The organism is Butyricicoccus faecihominis, from assembly GCF_024462775.1.
GTDB lineage: Bacteria > Bacillota > Clostridia > Oscillospirales > Butyricicoccaceae > Agathobaculum > Agathobaculum faecihominis_A.
The window spans coordinates 1-25,807 of sequence record NZ_JANGCE010000046.1 but is presented as its reverse complement, the minus strand read 5'-3'; the positions used below and the strand labels follow the sequence as shown (position 1 = coordinate 25,807).

Genomic DNA, 25,807 nt, shown 5'->3' with positions numbered 1-25,807 from the left:
GCATTCTTCGCTTTGCAACAGTTTTCTATTCATTTGTGAGAACTTATTTTACAGCGCTTTTTGGTCTATTGCGGTTCTTTGGTATTATAGCGCGTGAACAGGGTGATGTACTCCTCTTGCAGCGCTTGATAGATATCCAGAATAGGCAGGCAGCGGTCCTGCGTCGCGCGCATGATCTCGTCGTAATGCAGGTTCATACAATCGACGATGTCGGGGTCGATCAGCCCGTCGCTTTTCATTTGAGTGATGATGCGGACGATGCGTTCCTTGCCGTAGGCTTCTTTGTAGCTGCGCGTACCGGCCAAGGCGCTCACGATGTCGGCCACGGCGACGATGCGCTCGCCGAGGGTCAGCTCGCCGCCTGTTAGGCCGCGGGGATAGCCTGCGCCGTTTAGCTTCTCATGGTGACGAAGGGCGATGCGCTGGATCGGCGGGGGAATGGAGCCGTCAAAGATCTCCTCCGTGATATCGACATGGGACCGCATCACGGACATGGCCTGCGGGCTGAGCTTGCCGGGGTATTCCAATATTTCGACCGGTACGCCGATCTTGCCCAGATCGTGCAGCAGCGCGCCGCAAACGATATCGCTGCGCGCGGCGGAGTCAAGCCCCATAAAGAAGGCCAGTTCGCTGGAGATGCTCGTGGTGGTCATCGCGTGGGTGACCGTGTGGCGGCTGCGAAAATCGATGCTAAAGATGATCATGGTCAAATATTCCCGGATATCCGCTTCGGAAAACGGCGTGCCGTACAGCATGCGCGCAAACACCGGATCGCTTTCCGCCTGTTCGGCGGAGACGGCGGTAAAGTCGTGTTCCAGCACCCGGTCGACGAGGGCGGGCGCAAAGCGTGTGCCGCGCTCCTTTTGGAGCAGCGAAACCAATTCCGCATACGGGCAATACTCGGCGTTCAGACATACGTCCACCCGGTCGGCGATCGAGAGCAGCTGCGCGATCTGCTTGTTTTGCTCGCTGACGTCGGCCGCGCCTTGCAGCATCCGCCACGGCGCATGATGAAACAGAATGGCCTGCGCGTATTCCCGCAGCGGGGAAAAGTATTTGACGAACAAATAGCCGTACACCGAATGCTCCCAAATGTTGTTGCTTTCAAATTTCAGCATGCGGTCGATCTCGGCGGTTTTGTAAGCGCCCACATCGTGCAGGATGGCAAGCGTGCAGACGTCGCGCTGCATCGCGGCGTCCCAGCCGGGCATGTCGCGCAGCAGGCGGGAGACGATATAGGCCACGCGGATGCCGTGATCCATTAGGCGCTTGTCCACGTGGTTGCAGGTGCGGCGCAGGATGCCGATAATGGCTTTGTTGTCGATAAAGCTGATGTTATATTGCAGCATAGGGTTATCCTCTTCCGCTGTTTTTCTCAGTGTAACACAAATAAAGATAAAAGAAAAGCGCGATCCGTACCTATTGGGAACGGTTCGCGCGCTTATTTGCATGGTGTGAGTGATGCTATAAGCCGGGTTCTGTATTCAATGATCATCTATCTGGGACGCGCGTTACCGCGCGCCTCAAGCCGTCAGTTGGGACGATCGGGCCGATCATAGCCCCGGTCGACGTTGCTGCGGATAGAGTTTACAGGCCCCCCGTGTTACCACGGGGCGCGGTGAGCTCTTACCTCGCCTTTCCACCCTTACCCCTTATAAAAGAGGCGGTATATCTCTGTTGCACTATTCCTAAGGTCACCCTCGGCGGACGTTATCCGTTATCCTTGCCCTGTGCAGCCCGGACTTTCCTCACAGCGTATGCTGCGCGACCATTTGCATCACTCACGCTCCTTAGTATACCGCAAAAAAAGGAAAGCGTCAAACCGTACTTGCAATATAATGCAAAATCGTGTACACTATAGGATATGTGAAAAGGGGCGAATGCACATAACATGACAGCTTTGGAACAATATTTTGGCGGCTTGCTGGATAAAACGGTCGGCGTGATCGGCGCCGGGGTCAGCAATATGCCGCTCATCAGTATGCTGCGCGCAGCCGGTATCAAGGTGACCGTGCACGACAAAAAAACGCCCGAGGATCTGGGCGATCAATACGCCACGCTGGCGACGCTGGGCGTGGATTTTGTGCTGGGGGAGCATTATCTGGACGCGCTGACGGAGGATGTGATCTTCCGCACGCCCGGCCTGCACCCGCGCTTTCTGGAAAAGGCGCGTGAAAACGGCAGCACCGTCACCAGCGAAATGGAGCTTTTCTTCGCGGTGTGCCCATGCCCGATCATCGGCATCACCGGGTCGGACGGCAAAACCACCACGACCACGCTGGTTTGCGAAATGCTGCGGCACGCGGGCAAAACCGTGCATCTGGGCGGCAATATTGGCCGGCCGCTGCTGCCGCGCGTCAATGAGATGGGGCCGGAGGATCTCGCCGTGGTCGAGCTTTCTTCCTTCCAGCTGATGCACATGAAGTACAGCCCGTCGGTCGCGGCGATCACCAACCTGACGCCGAACCACCTCGATTACCATAAGGATTTTGAGGAGTATGTCGAGGCAAAGACCGCGATCTATCGCAACCAAAAGCCGGGTGACCGGCTGATCCTTAATTTGGACGACAAGGTCACGCGTTCGCTGCACGCGTCCGGCAACCTTTTTTGCACCAGCAAGGAGAGTGAGCTGGCCAACGGCGTATATCTGAAAAACGACACCATCTATATCGCGGAAAACGGCGTGTCGCGCGAACTGATGGCGGCGGGCGATATCCGCATCCCCGGCGCGCACAACGTTTACAACATGATGATGGCCGCCGCGATCGTTCAGGGCTGGTGCACGGACGAGGATATCCGCGCCGTGGCCGCTACCTTCGGCGGGGTGGAGCACCGCATCGAGTTTGTACGGGAGAAGGATGGGGTCAAGTATTATAACGATTCTATCGCTTCCAGCCCGACGCGTACGATCGCGGGTCTCGCTTCGTTTCAGCAAAAGGTAATCCTCATCGCGGGCGGATATGATAAGAACATTCCGTACGACGTGCTGGGCGAGCCGATCTGCCGCCATGTGAAAACGCTGTTCGTCACCGGCGCGACCGGGCCCAAGATACGCGATTGCGTACGGAATGCCGAGGGCGAAAAGCCGCCGGTGATCGAAGTGGAAGATCTGGAGACCGCCGTGCGCGAGGCATCCGCCGTGGCGGAGCCGGGCGACGTGGTCATGATGAGCCCGGCAAGCGCCTCGTTTGACCGCTTCAAAAACTTTATGGAGCGCGGCAATCTGTTCAAGGCGCTGGTAAACGCACTGTAAAAGCATATATAAAAGGGCGCGTTGCAAAATAAAAGAATGTTTTATACCTTGTCATTCTGAGGAGCGAAGCGACGAAGAATCTCGCGCGAACACGCGAAACCAACGTATGATCCGCGCGTTCGCGCGGGATTCTTCACTTCGTTCAGAATGACACACGGAAATTCTTTTATTTTGCAACGCGCCCTTTGCGTTATGCGGCTTTGCGGAAATACGCCGCAAGCAGGCTGAGCGTGAATAGCAGCGTGACGCCTTCCATCACGGGAGAGACCGCCCACACGCCGGTCATACCAAACAGATAGGACAGGGTGAGCAGCACGGGAACGATAACGATCAGCCCGCGCATCAGCGAGAGCAGAAAGCCCCATACAGGCCTGCCGACCGCGCTGAAAAACGCCGCCGCGATGATATTGACGCCGCAGAACCAAAGCCCGCCGAAGTAAATGCGCAGGCCGGGCACGGCAAGCGCGGTAAGGGCGGCGGAGCCTTCGCTGTTAAAGGCGGCGGCAAGCGGCCCGGCGAACAGGAACACGACCGCGTAAAGCGCGGAGGCGATAAGAAGAGCCAGAACGGCCGCGCGCCGCACCAGCAAGCCGAGCGAAGCCTGCTCGCCGCGTCCGTAGCAGCCGGAGAGCAGCGGCTGCGTGCCCTGCGCGATGCCGGTGAAAATGGAGATGGCAACGATGGACAGGTTGGCGACGATGCCGTACGCCGCCACGCCCATATTGCCCGCCAGCCGCAGGATGACAAGGTTGAACAGCAGCAGCACAAAGCCGGTGGACAGCTCGCCCACCAGAGAGGAAAGGCCGGGTGCGCAGATCGCGCCGAACAGTCTGGGGCGAACCGGCGTTTTGCGGAAATGAAACCCGCGCGCCGGGGTTTTGAAATGGCGGGAAAGCACCAGCATGCTCAAAATGGGCGAAGCGCCGGTCGCGAGGGCCGCGCCGAAAATACCAAGTCCGCAGGGGAAAATAAACAGATAATCTAGTACAATGTTGGCGAAGCTGCCAAAGAGCATGCCGAACATTGCCAAGCCGGGCGCGCCGTCGTTGCGCACAAAGGCGACGCACACGTTGTTCAACACAAAAAATGGGCCGAAGCACAAAAGGGTTTGCAAGTAGGTGCGCGTCATAGCAAAGATCGCGTCATTCGCGCCGAGCAGGCGGGCGAGCGGGGCGGAAAAAAACGCGCCGAGGGCGAGAAATACCGCGCTGACAAGCAGTGCGAGCAAAACGGCGTGGGTGAAGGTGCGGTCTGCCGCCGCCCCATCGCCCTGCGCGCGGCAGACGGAGTAGCGCGTCGCGCCGCCCACACCGATCATCAGCCCGGTTCCGTGCATCACGCTGTAGGCTGGTATGGCGATGTTCAGCGCGGCCAGTCCGTTCGCGCCCGTGCCGCGGGCGATAAAAAACGTATCGGCCAGAATATAGCATGAAAGGCCGATCATGCCGAAGATGTTCAGGGTGACGTACCGGCCGAATTCCCGGTTCAGGTTTTGCGTTTGCATTTGGTGATTTCCTCCATTAAAAAGCGCCCGGCAAATCCGCACCTTCTATGGCCTGTCGGTGCGGGGCCGAACGCTGTTTTTCACGCTCTACCCGGCGGCAAAGCGCAGCGATGTTGATTTAGTTTTGGTGCTTGTCCGCCGTACCCGGCGCAAAGGAAGCAAAGCAGCTTTCCGCAAACTGGCGGAGCAGCTCGGCCACCTCTTCCGGACTTTCGGGGCAGTCGTCCCGCAGCCACTGCATCAAAACGGCGGCCGCGCCGGCGCTGACGAAGGAGTAGATCAGCAGGATCTGGTGCTCCTCGCGGGCGGGCATGGTTTGCCGCCAGCGGGAAACAAACGCTTCGCGCGACAGACGGGTAATCCGCTCGGCAAAGCGGGGATCGCCGTTTTCGCCCTGAATGGCAAGACAGAGCGTGCGGTTTTCGTACACCACGCGGATCATCGGCAGCATGCCGAGGGCGTGCTCGTTTTCGGGCGGGAACGCGCCCCTCATTTGAGCGAGCAGATCGTTTTCCATTTCGCCCAAAAGATCGTATACATCCTTATAATGCAGGTAGAAGGTGCTGCGGTTGATATCGGCGCAGGAGCACAGATCGGTCACTGTGATGCTTTTGATGGGCTTTTGCCGGATCAGCTCAAGCAGGGCGCCGCGCAGGGCGTTCCGGGTGAACTGCACGCGGCGGTTGGTACCGGACATGACGAAGGCCTCCCAAAACAAGATATCGGCATTATACTCCATGGGCGCGCTAAAGTCAACACGGTGTTGCATTGACGGTGCGATAAAGGGGATCGCTGTACGCAACACAGGCTGCCGAACCGCAAGTTCGGCAGCCTGTGTTGCTGTTGTTATGGAAGCGCTTATGACCAATCAGAGGTTTTGAGAATGGTTGGATCAAGTTTTCGGCGGATGAACTTGCCGTGACCCTTTGGCCCGACGAATGCTCCGTTTTCCGCTAGGATCACGCCTTTCTGAATGGTCATAACAGGCCACCCCTTGTATTGCAGCCCTTCATATACGGTATAATCGACCTTCATATGAAGCATGGCGTTTGTGATGGAGACCTCCTTGTCGGGATCGACAAGCACGATATCCGCGTCCGCGCCCGCTTCGATCAGGCCCTTGTCGGGATAGAAGCCGAAGATCTTAGCGGCGCCGTAGCTGTTGACGTATACCAGCTCTTCCCATGTCAGCTTTCCTTCGCTTACGCCGTTGATCAGGGTGGGGAGCCGCATCTCGATTCCGGGCACACCGTTGGTCACCTTGTTGAATTCCGGAATATAGTTCCCGTTTTCATCCCTTTTCAAATCCATGGCCTTTTCAAACCGGGGGAAGGAGGAATGATCGGTCGAGGTAACATGGATCGATCTGTTCTTGAGCGCTTTCCACAGCGCGTCGATATCCTCTTCCTTGCGCAAGGGCGGGCTTTGGATATACAGCAGCCCGTTTTCCGCGTCCCGGAGCTTGTCCTCGGTAAAGAGCAGATAATGCGGACAGGTCTCCGCATAGACGGGCAGGCCCTTTTTCTTTGCCGCCTGACAGATTTCCGCGCCTTCATGGGTGGACACGTGCGCGATAAAGACGGCTGCTCCGAGCTTTGTGGCAAACAGCGCCATGCGCTGAATCGCTTCCTGCTCCACAATGTTCGGCCGCGTCAGCGCTTGATAAATATAGTCGGTTTTGCCTTCGCTTAACGCCTGCGCGACCTTATAATCAATGATACCGGCGTTTTCCGAGTGTATGAATGCCAAGCCGCCCTGCTTCTTAATCTCTTCCATTAAGGCGTAAATATCGCCGTCCTTGGTGGTTGTCGTATACATCTTAAAGGATGGGGTGCCGAAGGCGACCATTTCCTTGATCGCGCCGAGCACTTCCGGAGCAGCCTTGTTCAAAACGATATGAAAGCTGAAATCGACGACCGCGCCGCGTTCCTCGGCCATGGAAATGCGCTTTTGCGCCAGCTCCATCGGCGTATGACCTTCGGACGGCTTGACGAAATCGATAAAAGTAGTGGTGCCGCCGATCGCGGCCGCCACCGAGGCGGTATAATAATCATCCCCGCCAAAGCGTCCCATATAAGGGGATTCGATGTGCACGTGGGTATCGATACCGCCGGGAATGACCATTTTACCGGTGGCGTCCACGACGCGGCCGGCCTGAAAACCGCTCGCGTCGCCAACCGCGACGATTTTACCCTTGTCCACCATCACGTCCGTCTGTTTACGCCCGTAAGGAGATACGACCGTTCCTCCCTTGATGATCAGATCCATGAAAGCTTACACTCCTTTTCCTTTACGCTGGCGCGTTCCGCAACTTGAACAAAAGCTTTTCCACATGTACCGGCGTGTCGCCGTAGCGACGCTGCGGCAGGTGGCCGTCGTTCGGCTCCAAAAGGGCGAATACGCCGGGATATAGAATGATACGGCCGTCCACCTGATGGGGATAGAGGCAGAGGTCCGCCTCTTCGTCATAGCCGGGGTATGCGTTCTGGTCGTTGACAAAGTCGATGTAGCAGGTCTCGATCCCGCCGAGGACGATCTGAAGATCGGTGTATTTGGTGTGGAGCTCAAAGCCCTTTTCATCGATGGGCTTGGATTCAAAGGATTGTTTGAATAGGCGGCAATTTTCGCCGTCGACGTCGTATCTGCCGGCCGGCAGAGCCAAAAGCTCTTCGGAAGAATGCTCCTTCAAATATTTTATAACGGTGCAAATATTTTCGTTGAGAAAGGAATACCGTGCGAGACGATCCAAATTATCATATACCATGGTTGACCTCCTATCAATCGGCGGAGCAGTGCGGCTCGCCGTCCTGTTCCTTGTTTTTAATCCGTTCCTATCGCGTGCGGCGACGCGTTCCGGTGCTTTCGCTCACCGACCTCCTAATCATATAAATGACAGGATACCCAATGATCGGAACCCATGTTTTTGAGCGCGGGGTTGCAGGCCGTGCATTTTTCCGTCGCTTTCGGACAACGCGGAGCAAAGCGGCAGCCCGGGCTTGGGTTGATCGGCGAGGACAGCTCGCCCTTGATGGTCTCGGCTTCCTTGCCCTTGTACTTGATATCGGGCAGAGGGATGGCGCTGAGCAGCGCCTTGGTATAGGGATGCAGAGGGTGCGCGAAAATATCGTTGCCGTTGGCCTTTTCTACGATCTGTCCAAGGTACATCACCACGATATCGTCTGAAATATGCTTGACCACGGAAAGGTCGTGCGTGATGAACATGTAGGTAAGGCCCAGAGAATCCTTGAGATCCATCATCAGATTCAGTACCTGCGCCTGTATGGACACGTCCAGTGCGCTGACCGGCTCGTCGCATACGATGAAGCTGGGATTCAAGGCTAACGCTCTGGCGATGCCGATGCGCTGTCTCCGCCCGCCGTCCAGCTCGTGGGGATAGGCGTTTTCGTAGCGCGCCGCAAGACCGACCACCTCCATGAGCTCCTTGACCCTGCCGTACACTTCGCTTTGCGTCTTGTAGACCTTGTGGATCTTTAGCGGTTCCTCAATCGTGTCAAAAACGGTGTAGCGCGGATTGAGCGAGGAAAAAGGGTCCTGAAAGATGATCTGCATTTTTGTTCTGAGGCGCTTCATTTGCTCGCCGCTGTATTGCAGGATGTTTTGGCCCTCAAAGATCACTTCGCCGTCGGTATGGGGAAGCAACCGGAGTATGGTGCGCCCTAAGGTGGACTTGCCGCAGCCGCTTTCGCCCACGACGCCCAGCGTTTTACCTTTTTCCAAAGAAAAGCTCACGTCGTCCACGGCATGGAGCATGCCGTTCGGCACGCTGAAATACTTCTTTAAATGCTTGCATTCTAATAAGACTTCGCCCATTTCACACACCTCCGTTTGCGGCCGCGTCTTCGATCAGGCGGCATTTTATTTGATGCGTGCCCCGAACGTGGACAGGGACCTCGCCGTCCTTGCATTGCTCGGTGCATTTCGGACAGCGCGTGTGAAACTTGCAGCCCTTTGGCAGATCGGTCGGATCGGGCATCAGGCCCGGGATGGGGCTTAATCGGTCTCTTTGATCTTCGATGTTCGGTATTGAGCCGAATAGGCCGATGGTATAGGGGTGGTGTTCTCTTTCTTTGTCGAAAATATCCTCTAAAGTGCCCTGCTCAATGATCTCGCCCGCGTACATGATCGATACGGCATCGCAGAAGTTCGCAACAATGCCCAGATCGTGGGTGATCAGCAAAACGGCGGTGTTCAGCTCCTTGCGCAGATTGTTCATCATTTTAAGCACTTGCGCTTGAATCGTCACATCGAGCGCCGTGGTCGGTTCATCGGCGATGAGCAGCTCGGGATTGCAGGCGATGGCGATCGCGATCATGACCCGCTGCTTCATGCCGCCGGAAAACTGGTGCGGATATTCCGTTTTTCTGCGAGCGGGTATGCCGACCAAACCGAGCATCTGCTCTACCTTTTCTTCGACCTCGTGCTTGCTCATGTGTGGATTGTGCAATGCGATCACTTCGCCGATTTGCTTGCCCACGGGTATCACCGGGTTCAGGCTCGTCATGGGGTCCTGAAAGATCATGGAAATGCGTTTGCCGCGAATATCGTGCAGCGCTTTTTCCTTTAGCTGTAATAGATCTATATCGCCCAGCATAATTTTGCCGCGCTTAATTTTTCCGGTGTACTTGGGCAGCAAACGGAGGATGGCCATGGCCGTTGTGGTTTTTCCCGCGCCGGTCTCACCCACCAGCGCCATTGTCTCGCCTTTGTGAATGGTAAGATCGATCCCGTTGATCGCGTGCACGATCTCGCCGTCGGTCACGTACTGAATTTCCAGATCCGTTATTTCTAAAAGCTTTTCCTTCATATCTGTTCCTCCTATGCTTTTCCTTTCAGCCTCGGATCCAAAGCATCCCGCAGGCAATCTCCGAAGGTGTTAATGGCTGATGCAACAAGCATAAGGCAAAGGCCGGGAATAATGACGATATGCGGGTAGAACTCCATGAAGGAAAGCCCTTCCTTCAGCATAAAACCCCATTCCGGCGTCGGCACCTGCGCGCCGAGGCCGACGAAGCTGAGCGTTGCGCCCATGAGCAGATTGAAGGATACGTTCATCGCGCCCTGTATCAAGATAATGCTGATGACATTGGGCATCACGTATTTGGAAATAAGCCAAAGGTGACCGGCGCCCAGCGCCTTGCCGGCTTCCAGATATTCCGTATTGACAACGGACAGGGCGGAGGAACGCACCACGCGCACAAAGTTTGGTATCTGCCCGACCGCGAGCGCGATCACGACCTGTATCAAACCGCCGCCGAGACCGGCAACGATTGCCAAAGCCAGCAATAACGTGGGGATGGTGCTCATGACATCGACGATACGCATGATGATATCATCGATCCGGCCGCCGAAATAGGCGGAGGTGGTCCCGACCAAGCTGCCGATCACAATGCCGATCAAAGTAGCGCCAAACCCGTAAAGAACGGCGATGCGCGTGCCGTGGACGATTCGGGCAAAGATATCTCTGCCGTAGTTGTCTGTTCCGAACCAGTGCGCCGCGCTGATCGGCTGCAGCCGCTCCGCGGGTACCTGCATGACGACCTGCGTCTGGTAATCCGCGATAAAGTCCGCGAAAATCGCCACAAGAAAGAAAAAAATCAGAAACCCTAAGGCCACCATGGCGCGGGGGTTTTTCCGCAATCTGCGCCAACCCTCGTGAAAGGTGCTGTTCTTTTTTGTTTTTTTAGGATGTGCCACGGTGTAAACCCTCCTTTACTTTGCCTTTTTTGCATGTTTACCAAAGCCCTTTTGGTTTTTCATATAGGCTGCCTTGATTCGAGGATCAAGATAGGCGTATAACACATCCATGATCAGCGTGATCACCAGAAATACCGTGGCGAGAAAAACGATACAGCCCAAGATCATGGGGATATCCTTTTTCTTGATCGATTCCAGCACCAGCAGTCCCACGCCCGGCAGGGCGAAAACGCTCTCCACGACGACGGCCGATGACATCAGTCCGGCAATGTACAGCCCGGTGATCGTAACCAGCGGCAAAAGGGCGTTGCGCAGCGAGTGGTTCAGGATAACCGTTCGCTCCGCGTTGCCCTTGGAGCGCGCGGTCGTTACATAATCCTGACGGATCGTATCCAGCATGGAGGAACGCGTATATCTTAAATAATGGCCTATGTATGGCAGCGAGACCGTAATGATCGGCAAAATAAAGCTTTTCAGCCCATCGTTGGTCCCCATGACCGGGAACCATCGCAGTTTCATGGCAAATTGCAGCATCAGCAATAGGGCGAGCCAAAAGGTCGGCATAGCTGCGAAGAACATGGCGACCGTGGTCGCAACGTTATCGATCCAGCTGTATTGTTTGACGGCGCATAGGATGCCCAGCGGCACACCGATCGCGATGGCCAAAAGGATCCCGCCGAAGGTTAACTTTAGGGTCGTCGGCACGCGCGATAGGATTTCATCGCTGACTTGGTTTTTTGTAAAGTAAGAGGTCCCCAGATCCCCTTGAACAGCGTTTTTGATATAATTGACATACTGCACAAGAAACGGCTTATCCAGCCCCAGCTCGGTTCGGACTTGCGCCGCCGCCTCTGGCGTAGCGTCTGTGCCAAGTATGATCAATGCAGGATCGGTAGGGGAGATGTTCACCAAACAAAAGATAATAAAAGTGGAAAAAAGAAGCATGATCGGAATCAAGACGACTCTTCTTAGGATATATCTTCCCATTTGTGATCTCCTTTGAAAGAAAGGCATCGTTTGGCGACGGTATCCACCGGCCGGTTGGGCCAAACGATGCCTTATGGCGTTAGCTTACGAACCCTCTCCTAAGTCCCAGTGATAGTAGTAGAATTTCTGCTGCGCGGTCGAGACCGAATCGTAGTTGATGCCTTTTAGTCTGGCGTCGGTCAGGATTTGCTGGTTGACGCGAACAGAGGGGGCGCTGTACACGTTATCCATCACTTGCTTCATGACTTCCTGATACTTGGCCCGCGCCTCGTCCAGATCGCTGGAGGAATTCGCTTCTTCAATCAGCTTGTCGAGGGGCTCGCTCTTCGGCTTCTGCTTATAATTAAAGAATAGGAAAGCGCTGTTGGAATGCCAGTTGTTGTTGTAAATGTTGACGGGATTGGAAGCGGTAAAGCCCATGTTATAAACCGCTAATTCAAAATCTCTGGACGCGGAAACCTTTTGCACGGCGATATTCATTTCAAGGGGTTCGCTGACAACGTCGATGCCGACCGCGAGCAGGGCCGCTTGGAAAGCGGTCGCGGCGCTGGTTTCGAGCGGCGTGGTCGCGTAGGTCAATTTCAAAGACAGCTCGCCTTCGCCGTATCCGGCTTCTTTCAGCAGCTCTTTGGCCTTCTCGGGGTTATAGTCGTACTGCTCGTATTCTTCCTTGGGCAGCCAACCGGGGCAGTTTTCTGTAAACGGCATCCGGCTGGGCTCGCTCAGGCCGTCAAAAACGGCTAGATTGATCGCTTCTCGGTCGATGGCGTACGCGATCGCCTGACGAACGCGCAAATCGTCGAGCGCCGGAACGTTATCCATATTCATGAGCAGGACCAAGGTGGAATCCTTTTTCACGGTCGTTACGACGACGTCGGGATTGTTTTTGACAGATTCGATATCGAGCGCGCTGGCAAACCGGAACTCGTCCAGTTCGCCGCTCTTGAAGGCGTTGACCGCCGTGTTGTTATCCAATATGGTTTTGAATTCTATGGTTTTGATGCTCGGGCTGCCCATCCAGTAATCTTCAAAGGCTTTCAGTGTGATGCCTTCGCCGGTGTTCCACTGATCCACCATGTACGGGCCGGTGCCGACGATCGCTTCGACCGCGTCGCCGTGTTCCTTTACCAGATCGGGCCTTACGATGAGCATTTGCGGCGTGCTCATCAGGGCCGGCATGTAAAGAAACGGCGTGTTCAAGGTGATCTTGACCGTATAGTCGTCCACCGCTTCCCACTTTTCAAACATGGTGATCTTGTTTTTAGTCAACGCGGATTCTTTTTGCAGATCGATCGTGCCGATCACGTCCTTGGCGGTAAATTCAACGCCGTCGTGCCATTTGACGCCGTGGCGCAAATGGAAGATGTACTCCGTGGCTTCATCGTTAACATCCCACGATTCCGCGAGCGCGGGGCGTATATCGTTTGAATCGCCCATGTACATTTCGGTCAGGCCGTCATAAATGTTGTAAATGATGTTATGGTCCGGCACGACGTAGGAGTGCATCGGGACCAGTATGGCGGGGTCGGTAGCGGCCTGAACAGTCAACTTGGTGGGATCCTGCGCGCCAAGGGACGAAGCCCCCGCGCTTTTGCCTGTATCTGCGCCGGATGAAGCGCCGCCGTTGCCGCAGCCGGCCAGCAGGGTGAAAACAGAAAGAGCCGCCAAAAGGAATGCTAAAATCTTGGAACTGCGATTTTTAACCTTTTTCATTTGAATCCTCCTATACAGTTTCAGGGGCCCCGGATTGGATCGCGGTCAAAACGCTTATAAACAGTCTCCTCCTTGCTATTGGTTGGTCTGCAATGTGTAAACGTCGTTTCTCAGGTGCTTTAACATGGGGAGCTCTTTCCTGACCTTGGCCACTTGCTCCAAATCGATCTCCTGTATGATATACCCTTGTTTTTCGTCCATCCGGTTTACGATATTGCCCCAAGGAGCCGCCACGATGGAGTTGCCGTAGGAATGATAAGAGGCTTCATAATCGCGCGCGGAAGAAACGCCGATCGCATAAACCTGATTGTCGAGGGCCCGGCCGCGAAACAAGATTTCCCAATGCGCTGGGCCGGTGGTCATGTTGAACGCCGCCGGCACGATGATGATTTCCGCGCCGCGGAGCGCCATCAGCCTGCTCAGTTCCGGGAAACGGATATCGTAACAGATCGCAACGCCCATTTTACAAAATTCCGTATCAAAAACCGTGACTTCGTCGCCTGCGGATAATACGTCCGATTCTTTGAACCGCTGTCCGCCTTCCACGTCGATGTCGAATAAATGCATTTTTCTGTGCTTGCCTATCTGCGCGCCGCGCCGGTCAAAAATATAGGAGGTATTGTATACCTTGTCCCCGTCCAGTTCGGGGATGGAGCCTCCCACAACATAGACGCGGTTGCTTTTGGCCGCCTCGCTTAAAGCTTGGTGCGCGCTTCCTCGTTCCTCTTCGCCATATTCCCTGAAATAAATATTATTGTAGGGGCAACAGAACATTTCGGGTAAGATGGCGAGATCCGCGCCCTCGGCCGCGACCTCTTGGATCAGCCTTATTGCTTCGTCGATATTCGCTTGCTTATCGTTTTGTACCTTCATCTGCAAAAGCGCAGCTTTCAAATGACTCATGCTCTACCTCTCTTATTTGCAGTCTTTGTATCTTCTGTTTAACCCTTCGGGATATCTCCTGCGGTACAGTCCAAAACGGGGCCCATCGCGTCGACCCAAGCTTGAAAGCCGCCGGCCTTTTCGATAAGCTCCAGCGCCAGCATGTTGATTCCGCCCGGCGTGCTGACCGTTGCCATGTAGTGGACTCCCTCGCGGTCCTTCCGGCAGGCTTCCTGACAAACCGCCGCGAACATGCGGGTCACATATTGCGTGGAGGCGCCGACGGGAACGCCTTTGGAGATCGCCCAATCGATCAAGCGATCCATTACGGCAAACGCGGGGGCGAAACAGGCGGTGATGGAACCGAATATCGCCGCGTGGTAGCGGCTTCCCACATCGACAATCTCTCCGATGTGGCCGAAGATCTCGGCGGCTTCCGGCGTGGGCGGACACTGCACGATCGGGCCGGGATAGAAGGCGAGGAAGGTGCCGGGTATCATATGTAAAATCGTGTCGACCTCGCAGTTCATCCACGTTTTGATCTCTTCAACCGTCTTGTCGAACATGACGTTGATGACCTTGTGCGCGGGACGAAACCGGAGGGACTCGACGACCTCCTTGCCGGCCTGCGGCCATACGGCGATGATCACCCAATCGGCCGCGTCGACGCATTCCTGAAGGCTCTCGGCGGCCGTCACACGATCCGGGAACAGTTGCTGCAAGCGCTGGCTCGATTCCGCCTTCATGTCAAAAACAACGATGGGGTAGGGGACGTTGCCGGCGCGCTCACAAAAGCCGGTAACCATGGCTGTGGTGATCGCGCCGCAGCCAAGGAACCCCAAGGTGGGTAGCTTATTCATCATTTAAAAACACCTTTCATATAGATTGCAACAGGGTGTGCCCCTTGATTTACATGGAGCTGCATGGCGGTTGGGAGATACGATAACACCTTCTTTCGCTTAAATCAGATCGGTATCAAGTTGTATGGAGCTGTTTCGCCAGCTTTCTTTTGAAATTTCCAGTTTTGTTTTCCTAAAAGAAAATATATAGACATCATCTGATGTATTGAAGTTTACCATATTGAAATGAAGTGTCAAGTATAATTTGTGTAATAGTAACAACCGAACTATAAAAATTGTTGAAAACGCTGCAAAATTGTAAAAAATATTGGATAAAAAATAGATAAATACGAAAAATGTTTCTTAATAAATAGAAAATAAGAAAGTTTTCCTTTAAGAACAAAACGGAACCGCTACAAAAAATAGGAACAGCCCCCGCAGACATGCGATGTCTGCGGGGGCTGTTCCTATGAAAAGTGATGGAAAACGCCGGATTTTAGGGGGTTTGGGTATCCTTTATTTCAATCCAGTAGCTGATACAGGTGTCATCCGACAGATTGGTGATGGAATGCTGTTGCTTCGCGCGGATCATGACACAGTCGCCTTCGCAAAGAATAAAATGCGTGCCATCATCCAGATCGATCTTCATGCTGCCCTTTGCGACGATTGCAAAGTTGTCGTAAGCCTGAATGCAATGCGATTGTTCGGAGTTTCCGGCGGTCAGGGTCATGATGTTGACCTTAAACCCCGGCGTGCCTTCAAAGACCGTTTCCAAACGGAACGTATCGCCAAAGCCATAAATCAGGCAGCGGTTTTCCTTCCTTAATACGTAGGATTCGTGCTTGAGAATGGTGCTCAGCAGTTCGTCTTCTTTTTTTAACGCGGTTAACTCATTGACCGTCACTTGCATGGCATAGCATATCTTTTGAACATTGCTGATAGACGGATTGCAGACGCCGTTTTCGATCTTGCTGAGAAAACCCACGGATATGCCCGTTGCGTCAGACAACTGCTTGAGTGTCATATGCCTTTCTTTCCGCAGTTTTGCAATTCGTTTGCCCAAATCCTCTAACTTCAAATGGTTCATGTTGTTACTCCATATTTTAAACGTAAAAATCATACGCGAAACGGGTGGTTTCTCTGTCTAGATGATGTTTATACTATCAGAGTAAACGGAGTTTTCCGAAATGTCAACCTTATTTTTTCCAATATTAAAATTTGGAGGGAGGAGTGAGGAAACCGTAAGGGAAAATGCGGTCTGCACGGATCGGCAAACAGCCAACGGGTGATAAGTCCGGTAGACTGCGCCTGTCCTTTCAGCAGCCTTGCGGCCCGATGATTTCTCGCGTGATCTGAAAGAAAATTCCAGATGAAAAAATATGAAATTTTGTGTTGACAAGTCGGGACAATTTCGATATAATACATATTGTCGCTGACAGTGAAGCGACTCGACAAGCAGGCAAATGCGAGTGTGCTGGAACTGGTAGACAGGCACGTTTGAGGGGCGTGTGTCAATCGACGTACGGGTTCAAGTCCCGTCACTCGCACCACCTCTTAAGCCCGAAAACAAAATATGCGGATGTGGCGGAATGGCAGACGCGCTAGCTTCAGGTGCTAGTGTTCGCAAGGACGTGGGGGTTCAAGTCCCCCCATCCGCACCAAGGAAAGTACCGATTTCTTAACGATATCGGTACTTTCTTTTTATCACTAAGGAGTACGTAAAAAATGAAAGAAAACAAATATGACGATCAAAAGTTTTTTGAAGAATACAGCCGTTTTCCGCGATCGGTCGAGGGGCTGAGCGCTGCGGGCGAATGGCACGAGCTGAAAAAGCTGCTGCCGAATTTTACGGGCAAGCGCGTGCTGGACATCGGCTGCGGCTTTGGCTGGCATTGCATCTACGCGGCTGAACAGGGCGCGGCTTCCGTGCTGGGCACGGATATTTCAGAAAAGATGCTCGCGGTCGCGCGTGAAAAGACGCATGCGCCCAGCGTTTCCTATCAGCGTATGGCCATGGAGGACATGGCGTTTGCGCAGGATAGCTTCGATGTGGTAATCAGTTCTTTGGCCTTTCACTATACGCCGGATTTTGGGGATATCTGCCGGCGGGTCGGCGACTGCCTTACTGCGGGCGGTGATTTTGTTTTTTCCGTGGAACATCCGGTGTTTACCGCCTACGGCACGCAGGACTGGAGCTATGACCCGGCGGGAAACCGCGATCACTGGCCGGTGGACCGTTATTTTGAAGAAGGCCGGAGGGACGCCGTTTTTCTAGGCGAACACGTTACCAAGTTCCATAAAACACTGACCACCTACCTGAACACCCTGCTGAAAACCGGCTTTGCCGTCACAGGACTGGTGGAGCCCCAGCCGGAGCCGGGGCTGCTGGACACGGTGCCCGGCATGCGGGACGAGCTGCGCCGCCCGATGATGCTGCTTGTCGCGGCAAAAAAGCAAGGGTAAAGAGTATTTCATCCACTGTCCGTTTCTGTTTCCGCGCGTTTGGCCGCAAGCGTGGCCAGCGTATCGCCGAGCTGCGTGAAGATCAGTCCGAGCATAGCGGTATCCGCCGCCGTGTTCGCGCCCGATATGGAGATCGCCAGTGCGGTGACCGCTGCCACCAGTTGGTTGCCATCCATCCAAATCACCCCGTATAGCGTATGCGCCGACAGGCGGCGGCTTACCGCGCGGGCCGATGTTTGTAAATTATTTGTTTTTCCTCTTGACAGCGCGCGCCCGATCCCATATAATAGGGCACAATCTATTTCGCTGGAAAGGAAACGAACGCCCACTATGGACGATGCCGACAGTAGCGACGCGGACCGATGTTTCGGCCGCCCGGCTGTAATTCAAAAATCATATGCTAAATCAAGGCATGACCTGCGCCCTTTTTTGAAAGGGCCGATGGGTCGTGCCTTTTTGTTTTTCTTTTTTGCTGGCCTCCGCCAGTAGGCGGTCAGAATATAAACTATTTTTATCATCAAGAAGGAGTGGTAAGTCCAAAATGGATCATCACAAACGAAAGCCTTGGCACGCGCTCGAGCGTGCGGCGGTCATGGAACAACTGGGGACCAACGAAGACGGCCTGCGCGACGCCGAGGCGGCGGAACGATTGCAAAAGAACGGGCGCAATGAGCTGCGCGCCAAACCGCCCAAGACCGTGCTGCAAATGCTGCGGGCGCAGGTGCTCGACCCCATGGTGCTCATTTTGATTGGCGCAGCGGTGTTCTCCGCCGTGCTGGGCGAATGGATCGAAGCGGCCGTGATCTTTATGATCGTCGTCACGAACGCGGTGATCGGCATCGTGCAGGAGAAAAAGGCGCAGGCTTCGCTGGATGCTTTGCGAAACATGAGCGCGCCGTCGGCGCGCGTCATCCGCGAGGGCGAGGAAAGCATGGTTCCCGCGGCCGAACTGGTCGTGGGCGATCTGGTGCTGCTGGGCGACGGCGATATGGTGCCCGCTGACCTGCGCCTGACCGATGCCGCAAGCCTGACCATACAGGAGGCCTCGCTCACCGGCGAATCCGTGCCCACGGAAAAGGACGCGGAAACGGTGTTTCCCGCGGAGACAACGCTGGGCGACCGCGCCAATATGGCGTACGCGTCGTCGATCGTTACTTATGGACGCGGCGCGGGCGTGGTGGTGGCTACCGGTATGGATACCGAGGTGGGCGGCATTGCGGGCATGCTGGAAAATCAGGATGAGCTGGATACGCCGCTTAAGAGAAAGCTCGACGCGGTGGGCAAAACGCTCACAGTGGTCGGCCTGATCGTGTGTGTGCTGATCTTTTTGGTGGGCGCGCTGTACCAGCGGCCCTTGCTTCCGCAGCTTTTGGTGGCGATCTCGCTGGCCATTTCCATTATTCCGGAGGGTCTGCCCGCCACGGCTACGATTGTGATGGCGCTCGGCGTGCAGCGCATGGCCAAGAAAAACGCTTTGATCCGAAAGCTGCCCGCCGTGGAAACACTGGGCAGCGCCACGGTGATTTGCAGCGACAAAACGGGCACGCTGACGCTCAACCGCATGACCGTGACACACATTGCGGTAAACGGCGATTTTGAAGCGGGCCGGACTACGCCGGTCGAACAGGCCGCGGCCCGCCATCCGGCGGTCTACCGGGAACTGGTATACGCGTCGGCGCTGTGCAACGACGCGAGCCTTGACCCCGACCGCGAGGGCGCGGTGATCGGCGACCCCACCGAGGGCGCGCTGATCCTGCTGGCGCGCGCGTTCGGCATCGACCACGAGACGCTGGAGGACGACTACCCCCGCCTGTTTGAGCAGCCCTTTGACTCCGACCGCAAGCGCATGACCACGGTACACCGGATAGACGGCGCGTGGACGGCTTACACCAAGGGCGCGGTGGACGAAATGCTGCCGCTGTGCACCCGTATCCTGACGGCGCAGGGCGTGCGGCCCATTACGGCAAAGGATAGGGATAATATCGCGCGGCTGTGTCACACGATGTCGGCGGGTGCGCTGCGCGTATTGGGCTTTGCCATGCGAACGCTGCCCGCGCTGCCGGAGGAGGACGCGGACGTGGAACGGGATATGACCTTTGTCGGCGCGGTGGGCATGATCGACCCGCCGCGGCAGGAGGTCGCCGAGTCGGTGCGCACCTGCCGCGCCGCGGGCATCCGCACGATCATGATCACCGGCGACCATAAGGTGACCGCGCTGGCAATCGCGAAGGAGCTTGGGATCTACCGCCCCGGCGATACCGCCGTATCGGGCGAGGAATTGGATGCGATGACCGACGAAGCGCTGGACGACGCGGTAAAAACCGCGACCGTGTTCGCCCGTGTATCACCGGCGGATAAGCTGCGCATTATAAAGTCGCTGCGCCGTGGCGGCGAAGTGGCCGCCATGACCGGCGACGGCGTGAACGACGCGCCGGCGCTGGGCGCGGCCGATATCGGCGTGGCCATGGGCGTTACCGGCACGGACGTTGCCAAGGACGCGGCCGATCTGATCCTGCTGGACGATAGCTTTACCACCATTGCCTACGCGATCAAGGAGGGCCGCCGTGTTTACCGCAATATCCAAAAGGTGATTCAGTTTTTGCTCGCGGGCAATATCGCGGAGATCGCGACGCTGTTTGCCGCCACCTTGCTGAACTGGGACGCGCCGCTTTTGGCGGTCCACATCCTATGGGTCAATCTTGCAACGGCCACATTGCCTGCGCTGGCGCTCGGCGTGGACCCGGCAAGCAAAAATATCATGAAGCACCAGCCGGTCAAATCCGGCACGTTGTTTGAGCGCGATCTGGTGCGGCGGGTGGTCACGCAAGGCGTGTTTGTCGCCGCGATGACGCTGTCGGCTTACTGGATCGGCGCCGCCGGGCTGGGCAGCCACGCGGCGGGCCAGACCATGGCGTTTTCCGTGCTGGCTCTGTCGCAGATGCTGCGCGCGTTCAACCAGCGCTCCAACACCGAGCCGATCTGGGTGCGCGCCGAGGGCGCAAACCCGTGGCTCGTCGTGTCCTTTGCGGCTTCGGCGCTGCTGATGGCGTGCATCCTGTTTGTGCCCGCGCTGCAAAGCGCGTTCCGGCTCACCACGCTGCCTGCGGCGGCGTGGCTGGCGGTGATCGGTCTTGCGCTGCTCTCTATCGTGCAGATGGAGGCCGTCAAGTGGTGGAATAGGCGGGGGACGCGTTAAAAGTCCGCGTTGCGCCAAATTCCGGCGGCAGGCTACACAATTCCCTGTTTTTGTGCTATACTGGCAAGGAAAGATAAAAAAGATAAAAGAAGCGGCACTCGTAGGAGGGAGCCGCCGGAAGGGGAATTATGACGGAATTTTTTGTGCGCTCGTACGAGCCGAGCGATTCGGCGTTCGCCTTTTTCGGAGCGGGGCATTTTTTGCTGGTACTGCTGGCCGCCGCGGGGCTCGCGCTGCTGCTCTGGATGACGCGGCGGCTGCCGCGGGAAAAAATGTGGACGCCCGTGCGGGTGGCGGCGGTTCTGGTGCCTGTATTGGAGCTTTCGCATTCGGTATGGCTTTATCTGACCGGCGTGACCGAGGTGGTGCAGCTTCTGCCGCTGCACCTATGCGGGGTGCAAAGCTTGTTCATTCCGCTGGCGGTCTTTTCCGGGTCCATGGCCCTGCGGGATTTTGTCTACGCGACCTCGCTGCTGGGCGGTGTGTTCGGCATCCTGTTTCCAGCCGGTGTGGCGGATTATTACCCTCTCTGGTCGTTTCAGACGATCCAGACCGTTCTTTTGCACATGCTGCTGATCTATGTGCCGCTGGCCATGGTGACTGCTGATCTGCACCGGCCCGATCCGCACCGGTTTCCGCGCGTGCTGTGCGTATTTCTCGCGCTGGTGTTGGTCGTCGGCGGGGTGGACCGCATTTTCGGGGAAAACTATATGTTCCTTTACGCGCCGCCCGCAGGCACGCCGCTGGTATGGGTTTTCCATACTTTTGGCAGACCGGTCTATCTGCTGATCACGTTTTTGCTGCTCGCGGGAGCGAGCTTTATCATCCACCTGCCGTTCGCCGCGCACCGCCGCGCCGCCGTTTCCGTGCGGCATAGTGAATAAGCGTAATTTTGAGCAAGGCCCCGTCCGATCTGGACGGGGCCTGCTGCAGACTGTCAAAAAACAAGTTTTGACAGTCTGTCGATCGAAACAAAGCCCCATTTCGATCGAGAATTCCGGCTTCTGCGCGCGCCCTTCAGGCACACTTGAAGTCGGTTTGTATAAAAACTCACGCGCATGTCGCGAGTTTTTATGGCTTTTGCCGCTTGCGGCAAAAGCCTATTTGATGCGCGCTGCGGCGCGAGAGGATTCTTTAGCAGCCTGAAGCAGGCCCCGTCCGATCTGGACGGGGCCTGCTCTTTTGGGGGAAGAGAGAAAAATGAAGAAAGCATCAAGTTTTACGCCGCGAGCTTTTTCGCCATCGCCAATCGGCGCGAGCGCGCTTCCGCGTTGCCGCGTACCACATCGACGAACACCGCCGCGATAATGACCGCGCCGATAACGATGAACTGCACGTCGGTCTGCGCGCCGAGCAGATTCAGACCGTTGCGGATGACGGCGATCAACAGCGCGCCGATCAGCGTGCCGCTGATCGTGCCCTTGCCGCCGCTGAAGGACGCGCCGCCGATGACACAGGCCGCGATCGCGTCCATATCGTAGGTCTCACCGGCAAGCGGCAGCGCCGTTCCGACGCGGCCGACCAGTACGATGCCCGCGATGGCGCTCATCAGGCCGGACATGATGTAAACAAAGTTGAGCGTGCGGGGCACATGGATGCCGGATAGGCGTGCGGCTTCCTTATTGCCGCCGACCGAGTAAATGTTGCGGCCGAGCGCCGTGCGGTTGAGAAAAAGCCCCATCAGTGCAAAAATGATCACGACCGCGACAAAGCATACCGGAAACTTGGCGGAGCCGATATTTTTGTAGCCGAGGAAGGTCACGCCGGTCGGGAAGCCCGCGATCGGCGCCGCGCCCGTGATAAGGAGAGCGAGACCGCGGTATATCTGCCGCGCGCCCATGGTGGAAACAAAGGGGTGGGGAAGTTTCAGTTTTGTGAAAAGCAGGCCGTTGAAGCCGCCGCACAAAATACCGACAAACAGCGCGGCTAGGATCAATAGCAGCGAATTGGTGACGCCGCGCTGCATCATCACGCCCATGGCGCAGGAGGAAAGGGCCACGATCGGGCCGACGGAAAGATCGACGCCGCCGGTCAGCAGCACCATGAGCATGCCGCAGGATACCAGCGCGTTGATGGCGGTCTGCCGTAAAATGTTCATCCAGTTATCGAGCGTTAAAAACTGCTCCGATACGATCACCAATACGACCGACAGGATCAGCACCGCGAACAACGGGCCGACGAACGCCGGCATTTTTTTGGATTTGACTTTTTCCATCATACTCATCAGAGTTTACCTCCCCACGCCGCCTTCATGATATCCTCTTGGTTGAAATGCGCGCCGCCCCGCTCGATCTCGGCCATTTTTTCGCCTTCGCGCATGACGATCACGCGGTCGCACATGCCGAGAATCTCCGGCAGTTCGGAGGAAATCATGATAACGCACTTGTTGTTTTGGATCAGATCGTTCATGACCTTGTAGACCTCTACTTTCGCACCCACGTCGATACCGCGGGTCGGTTCGTCAAAAATGTAGATATCCGCGTCGGTATTGATCCATTTGCCGATTACCACCTTTTGCTGGTTGCCGCCGGATAGTTCGCCGGCCGCCTTGTCCACGCTGGGCGTGCGGATCTTGAGTTTGTCCACGGTATCGCACGCCTGCCTGCGAATGCGTTTTTTATCTACGAATACGCCCTTTGTGAGCGATCGGAGATTGACCAGCGTCAGGTTTTTTTCGATCGATTCTTGCAGCACAAGGCCTTGCAGCTTGCGGTCCTCGGTCAAGAGCGCGATCTTGTGCGCGATCGCGCCGCGCGGGTCGCGCATATTTACTTTTTTGGAATCAATTAAGATATCGCCCTGATCGGGTAGGTCGGCCGCAAAAATGCCGCGCATCAGCTCGGTGCGGCCCGCGCCGACCAATCCCGCAAAGCCTAGAATCTCGCCGCGCCGCGCCTGAAAGCTCATGTGATAATACTCGCCGGCGCGGGTCAGGTCGCGCGCCTCTAAAGCGACCTCGCCGGGCGTGGTTTCGATCTTAGGGAACAGGTTGGTCAGCGTCCGGCCGACCATGTGCGTAATGAGCTCATCCTTGGTCATCTCGGCGGAAGGCTTGGTGATGATGTGCTTGCCGTCCCGCATGACGGTTACAACATCGCAAAGCTCGAATATTTCCTCCAGCTTATGCGAAACGAATAGGATGGCAATGCCTTTTGCTTTCAGAATGTTGACGGTGCGGAACAGTTCCGCGGCTTCCTTCTCGCCCAGACTAGAGGTAGGCTCGTCCAAAATTATGATCTGGGATTCGAGCAGGATGGACCGGCCGATCTCGACCATTTGCTGTTGTCCCATGCCCTGATTGCCGCACAGCTCGGTGGGGTCGACGTCCTGCTCCATGGAAGCCATGATCTCGCGGGCCTTTTGATTCATATAAGAGTAATCGAGCAGCCCGCTTTTATTTTTTACAAAGTTGCCTAAAAACAGATTGTCCGTGATGGAAAGCTCTTTGATGATATTCAGTTCCTGATAAACGCACGAGATGCCCAGATGCCGCGCGTCGGAGGGCTGGCGGAAAACCACTTTATTTCCATCCAAATAGATCTCGCCCTCGTCCGGCCGGTGCACGCCCGTCAGGGTCTTGATCAGCGTGGATTTGCCCGCGCCGTTTTCTCCGATCAAACCGTGTACCTCGCCGCGCCGAAGCTGAATTGACATGTTATCGAGCGCGACAACGCCGGGAAACACCTTTCGGATGTTTTTTAACTCTACTGCAACTTCCGCCACTGTACCTACCTCCTAAATTGCGCATTCACGGTCTGCCGGGGTAAGAGGGCCTAGTGCGGTGCATCAAGGCCCTCCCGCATATGCGTCATTTCTGATATTCCGTGTAGTTGGTGCTGTCGATGATGGCGATGCCGGTGTTGATATAAGCGTCGTAGGTTTTGCCTTCCCGCGCACCCAGCGCACATTCTACGCCTTGACGGCCGATCTCAAACGGCTTTTGCGCGATGATCATGGAGATTTCGCCGGTCTCCACCAGATCGATCGCGGCCTGAAAACCGTCAAAGCCGCAAACCTCGATGCTGTCCGCCTTTCCCGCGCCCTTGATGGCCTGCGCCGCGCCGATGGCCATGGAATCGCTCGTAACCATAACGCCGTCGACGGTGTCGCCGTATTTGGTCATAAAGGCTTCCATCGCGTTGGCCGCCTTGTCGGATTCGCAGTTGGCATCCTGCGTTTCCAGCACCGTATTGCCGGTCTCCTCAAGCCCCTTGATTAGGCCTTCGGTGCGCTTTTCATGGTTTTGGTCGCCCAACTTGCCGCGAAGGATCACCACGTTTTTACCGCCGCCGAGGCGGCTGCCGAATTCCTTGGCGCCTTCGTAGGCGGCCTCGAAATTATCCGTGCCGATATAGGTGACCTTGTCCTTGAAATCCGGCGCGTCCGTGTCGACCATAACGATCTTGATGTTCTTTTCAGCCGCCGCGGTGAGGGAATTCATCAAGGTATCCGCTTGGTTGGCCGCCACAAGCAGGATATCGACGTTTTTGGCAACCAGATCCTCAACGGAGGAAACCTGCGCCATGATCTCGCTTTCGTTATTTGGCGCCACGCAGGTGACGTTCTCCGCGGGAATGCCAGCGTCCGCCGCGCCCTGCTTCGCGCCGTCCATCACGGCCTGCTGGAATTCATCGAACGACTTCATGACGACGCCGACCTTGAGATCCGCGGTCGCTTTCTGTCCGGCGGTCTGCGAACCGGCATCGCCCGCCTCGCTGTCCGCCGCGCTGCCGCCCGTGCCGCCGCATGCGCACAAGGAAAATAACATTGCCGTTACTATGAATCCGCCGAACCAACGATTAGCCTTTTTCATTTCATTTCTCCTTTGTCGTGTGGTTTGAATAGCTGATTTGTGACCTTGCGTTTTCCTGTTTTCTGGTGCCAGTATAGCAGCTTTTTTTACCCTGTTCCATTCTTGTTTTTTACAAAACCGTCCTCTTGGTTTTATCGAGTATGCTTCTTTTGTTTGAAATCTATTTTTTGCAGATATCAGCCGGTTTTATGGATTTATTACTATTTTAACGATGTTCTCGTGCTTGTATTTACGAATGGATCTGTTTTGTCGTTTTCGTGAACGGCGGCGGTTTTTGTTGCTGTTTTGATTTTTGGCCTATTGTGGACGCAATATTTTTTAATCTTGCTGTCGCGTCAAAATAGCTGACCGGGAAGGCGGGGAGACATCAAACGGATCAAAAAAACCGGGCTGTAAAATAAGTTCTCACAAATGAATAGAAAACTGTTGCAAAGCGAAGAAT

General features: G+C 55.6%; 21 protein-coding genes, 2 tRNA genes and 1 other RNA gene. 6 read left to right on the top strand and 18 right to left on the bottom strand.

Going from position 1 to position 25,807, the window contains the following annotated elements:
- Positions 1–65: 65 nt before the first annotated feature.
- Both NE562_RS16540 and rnpB read right to left on the bottom strand, forming a co-directional pair.
- Positions 66–1,349 carry an HD-GYP domain-containing protein gene (locus NE562_RS16540; RefSeq protein ID WP_280963521.1) on the bottom strand — a complete coding sequence of 428 codons (1,284 nt, stop codon included), beginning with the start codon at positions 1,347–1,349 and terminating at the stop codon, positions 66–68.
- A gap of 102 nt (positions 1,350–1,451) precedes the next feature.
- An RNA gene (rnpB, locus tag NE562_RS16535) (RNase P RNA component class A) lies at positions 1,452–1,784 on the bottom strand.
- Between the two features lie 107 nt (positions 1,785–1,891).
- Here rnpB and murD point away from each other — a divergent pair.
- A complete protein-coding gene (gene murD, locus NE562_RS16530; protein WP_280963520.1) occupies positions 1,892–3,253 on the top strand; it encodes a UDP-N-acetylmuramoyl-L-alanine--D-glutamate ligase in 1,362 nt (453 codons plus the stop codon).
- 190 nt (positions 3,254–3,443) lie between these two features.
- Here the strand turns inward: murD and NE562_RS16525 are convergent, their stop codons facing one another.
- The 12 genes from NE562_RS16525 to NE562_RS16470 form a co-directional block, all read right to left on the bottom strand.
- A complete protein-coding gene (locus NE562_RS16525) occupies positions 3,444–4,757 on the bottom strand; it encodes an MATE family efflux transporter (RefSeq protein WP_280963519.1) in 1,314 nt (437 codons plus the stop codon).
- A 118-nt stretch (positions 4,758–4,875) separates the two neighbouring features.
- Positions 4,876–5,454, bottom strand: coding sequence for a TetR/AcrR family transcriptional regulator (locus NE562_RS16520; protein ID WP_280963518.1), 579 nt, complete (start codon positions 5,452–5,454; stop codon positions 4,876–4,878).
- 161 nt (positions 5,455–5,615) lie between these two features.
- Positions 5,616–7,025, bottom strand: a complete 1,410-nt coding sequence (hydA, locus tag NE562_RS16515; protein WP_280963517.1) for a dihydropyrimidinase — start codon at positions 7,023–7,025, stop codon at positions 5,616–5,618.
- A gap of 22 nt (positions 7,026–7,047) precedes the next feature.
- Positions 7,048–7,521 (bottom strand): YhcH/YjgK/YiaL family protein, encoded by a 474-nt coding sequence (locus tag NE562_RS16510; RefSeq protein WP_280963516.1) that lies wholly within the window; start codon positions 7,519–7,521, stop codon positions 7,048–7,050.
- Between the two features lie 113 nt (positions 7,522–7,634).
- Positions 7,635–8,588, bottom strand: coding sequence for an ABC transporter ATP-binding protein (locus tag NE562_RS16505; protein ID WP_280963515.1), 954 nt, complete (start codon positions 8,586–8,588; stop codon positions 7,635–7,637).
- A gap of 1 nt (position 8,589) precedes the next feature.
- Positions 8,590–9,582 carry an ABC transporter ATP-binding protein gene (locus tag NE562_RS16500; RefSeq protein WP_280963514.1) on the bottom strand — a complete coding sequence of 331 codons (993 nt, stop codon included), beginning with the start codon at positions 9,580–9,582 and terminating at the stop codon, positions 8,590–8,592.
- An 11-nt stretch (positions 9,583–9,593) separates the two neighbouring features.
- Positions 9,594–10,472: an ABC transporter permease gene (locus NE562_RS16495; RefSeq protein ID WP_280963513.1), complete on the bottom strand. Its 879-nt coding sequence runs from the start codon at positions 10,470–10,472 to the stop codon at positions 9,594–9,596.
- 15 nt (positions 10,473–10,487) lie between these two features.
- Complete coding sequence (locus NE562_RS16490) at positions 10,488–11,459, bottom strand: ABC transporter permease (RefSeq protein WP_280963512.1); 972 nt, start codon at positions 11,457–11,459, stop codon at positions 10,488–10,490.
- Positions 11,460–11,543: 84 nt separating this feature from the next.
- Positions 11,544–13,172 carry an ABC transporter substrate-binding protein gene (locus tag NE562_RS16485; RefSeq protein WP_280963511.1) on the bottom strand — a complete coding sequence of 543 codons (1,629 nt, stop codon included), beginning with the start codon at positions 13,170–13,172 and terminating at the stop codon, positions 11,544–11,546.
- Between the two features lie 75 nt (positions 13,173–13,247).
- Positions 13,248–14,075, bottom strand: coding sequence for a carbon-nitrogen hydrolase family protein (locus tag NE562_RS16480; protein ID WP_280963510.1), 828 nt, complete (start codon positions 14,073–14,075; stop codon positions 13,248–13,250).
- A gap of 38 nt (positions 14,076–14,113) precedes the next feature.
- Positions 14,114–14,917 (bottom strand): NAD(P)-binding domain-containing protein, encoded by an 804-nt coding sequence (locus tag NE562_RS16475; RefSeq protein ID WP_280963509.1) that lies wholly within the window; start codon positions 14,915–14,917, stop codon positions 14,114–14,116.
- Between the two features lie 472 nt (positions 14,918–15,389).
- Entirely contained in the window at positions 15,390–15,980 is a 591-nt protein-coding gene (locus NE562_RS16470; RefSeq protein WP_280963508.1) for a helix-turn-helix transcriptional regulator, read from the bottom strand.
- 378 nt (positions 15,981–16,358) lie between these two features.
- On the opposite strand from NE562_RS16470, the gene NE562_RS16465 reads away from it, so the two are divergent.
- The 3 genes from NE562_RS16465 to NE562_RS16455 all read left to right on the top strand — a co-directional run bounded on the left by NE562_RS16465 (position 16,359) and on the right by NE562_RS16455 (position 17,356).
- Positions 16,359–16,443 (top strand) — tRNA-Leu (locus NE562_RS16465).
- Positions 16,444–16,468: 25 nt separating this feature from the next.
- Positions 16,469–16,554, top strand: a tRNA-Leu gene (locus NE562_RS16460).
- Positions 16,555–16,618: 64 nt separating this feature from the next.
- Positions 16,619–17,356, top strand: a complete 738-nt coding sequence (locus tag NE562_RS16455; RefSeq protein ID WP_280963507.1) for a class I SAM-dependent methyltransferase — start codon at positions 16,619–16,621, stop codon at positions 17,354–17,356.
- 8 nt (positions 17,357–17,364) lie between these two features.
- On the opposite strand, the gene NE562_RS16450 is transcribed toward NE562_RS16455, so the two are convergent.
- The gene (locus tag NE562_RS16450) at positions 17,365–17,532 is read right to left on the bottom strand and encodes a DUF6774 domain-containing protein (protein ID WP_280963506.1); all 168 of its coding nucleotides are present in this window, start codon (positions 17,530–17,532) and stop codon (positions 17,365–17,367) included.
- A gap of 365 nt (positions 17,533–17,897) precedes the next feature.
- On the opposite strand from NE562_RS16450, the gene NE562_RS16445 reads away from it, so the two are divergent.
- Positions 17,898–20,552, top strand: a complete 2,655-nt coding sequence (locus tag NE562_RS16445; RefSeq protein WP_280963505.1) for a cation-translocating P-type ATPase — start codon at positions 17,898–17,900, stop codon at positions 20,550–20,552.
- Between the two features lie 128 nt (positions 20,553–20,680).
- The gene (locus tag NE562_RS16440; RefSeq protein WP_280963504.1) at positions 20,681–21,436 is read left to right on the top strand and encodes a TIGR02206 family membrane protein; all 756 of its coding nucleotides are present in this window, start codon (positions 20,681–20,683) and stop codon (positions 21,434–21,436) included.
- Positions 21,437–21,771: 335 nt separating this feature from the next.
- Here NE562_RS16440 and NE562_RS16435 read toward each other — a convergent pair whose 3' ends face one another.
- From NE562_RS16435 to NE562_RS16425, 3 genes are all read right to left on the bottom strand, one after another.
- Complete coding sequence (locus NE562_RS16435; protein ID WP_280963503.1) at positions 21,772–22,776, bottom strand: ABC transporter permease; 1,005 nt, start codon at positions 22,774–22,776, stop codon at positions 21,772–21,774.
- A complete protein-coding gene (locus tag NE562_RS16430; protein WP_280963502.1) occupies positions 22,776–24,275 on the bottom strand; it encodes a sugar ABC transporter ATP-binding protein in 1,500 nt (499 codons plus the stop codon). The genes NE562_RS16435 and NE562_RS16430 overlap by 1 nt, the downstream gene beginning before the upstream one ends.
- 85 nt (positions 24,276–24,360) lie before the next feature.
- Positions 24,361–25,365 (bottom strand): sugar ABC transporter substrate-binding protein, encoded by a 1,005-nt coding sequence (locus tag NE562_RS16425; protein ID WP_280963501.1) that lies wholly within the window; start codon positions 25,363–25,365, stop codon positions 24,361–24,363.
- Between the last annotated feature and the right edge of the window lie 442 nt (positions 25,366–25,807).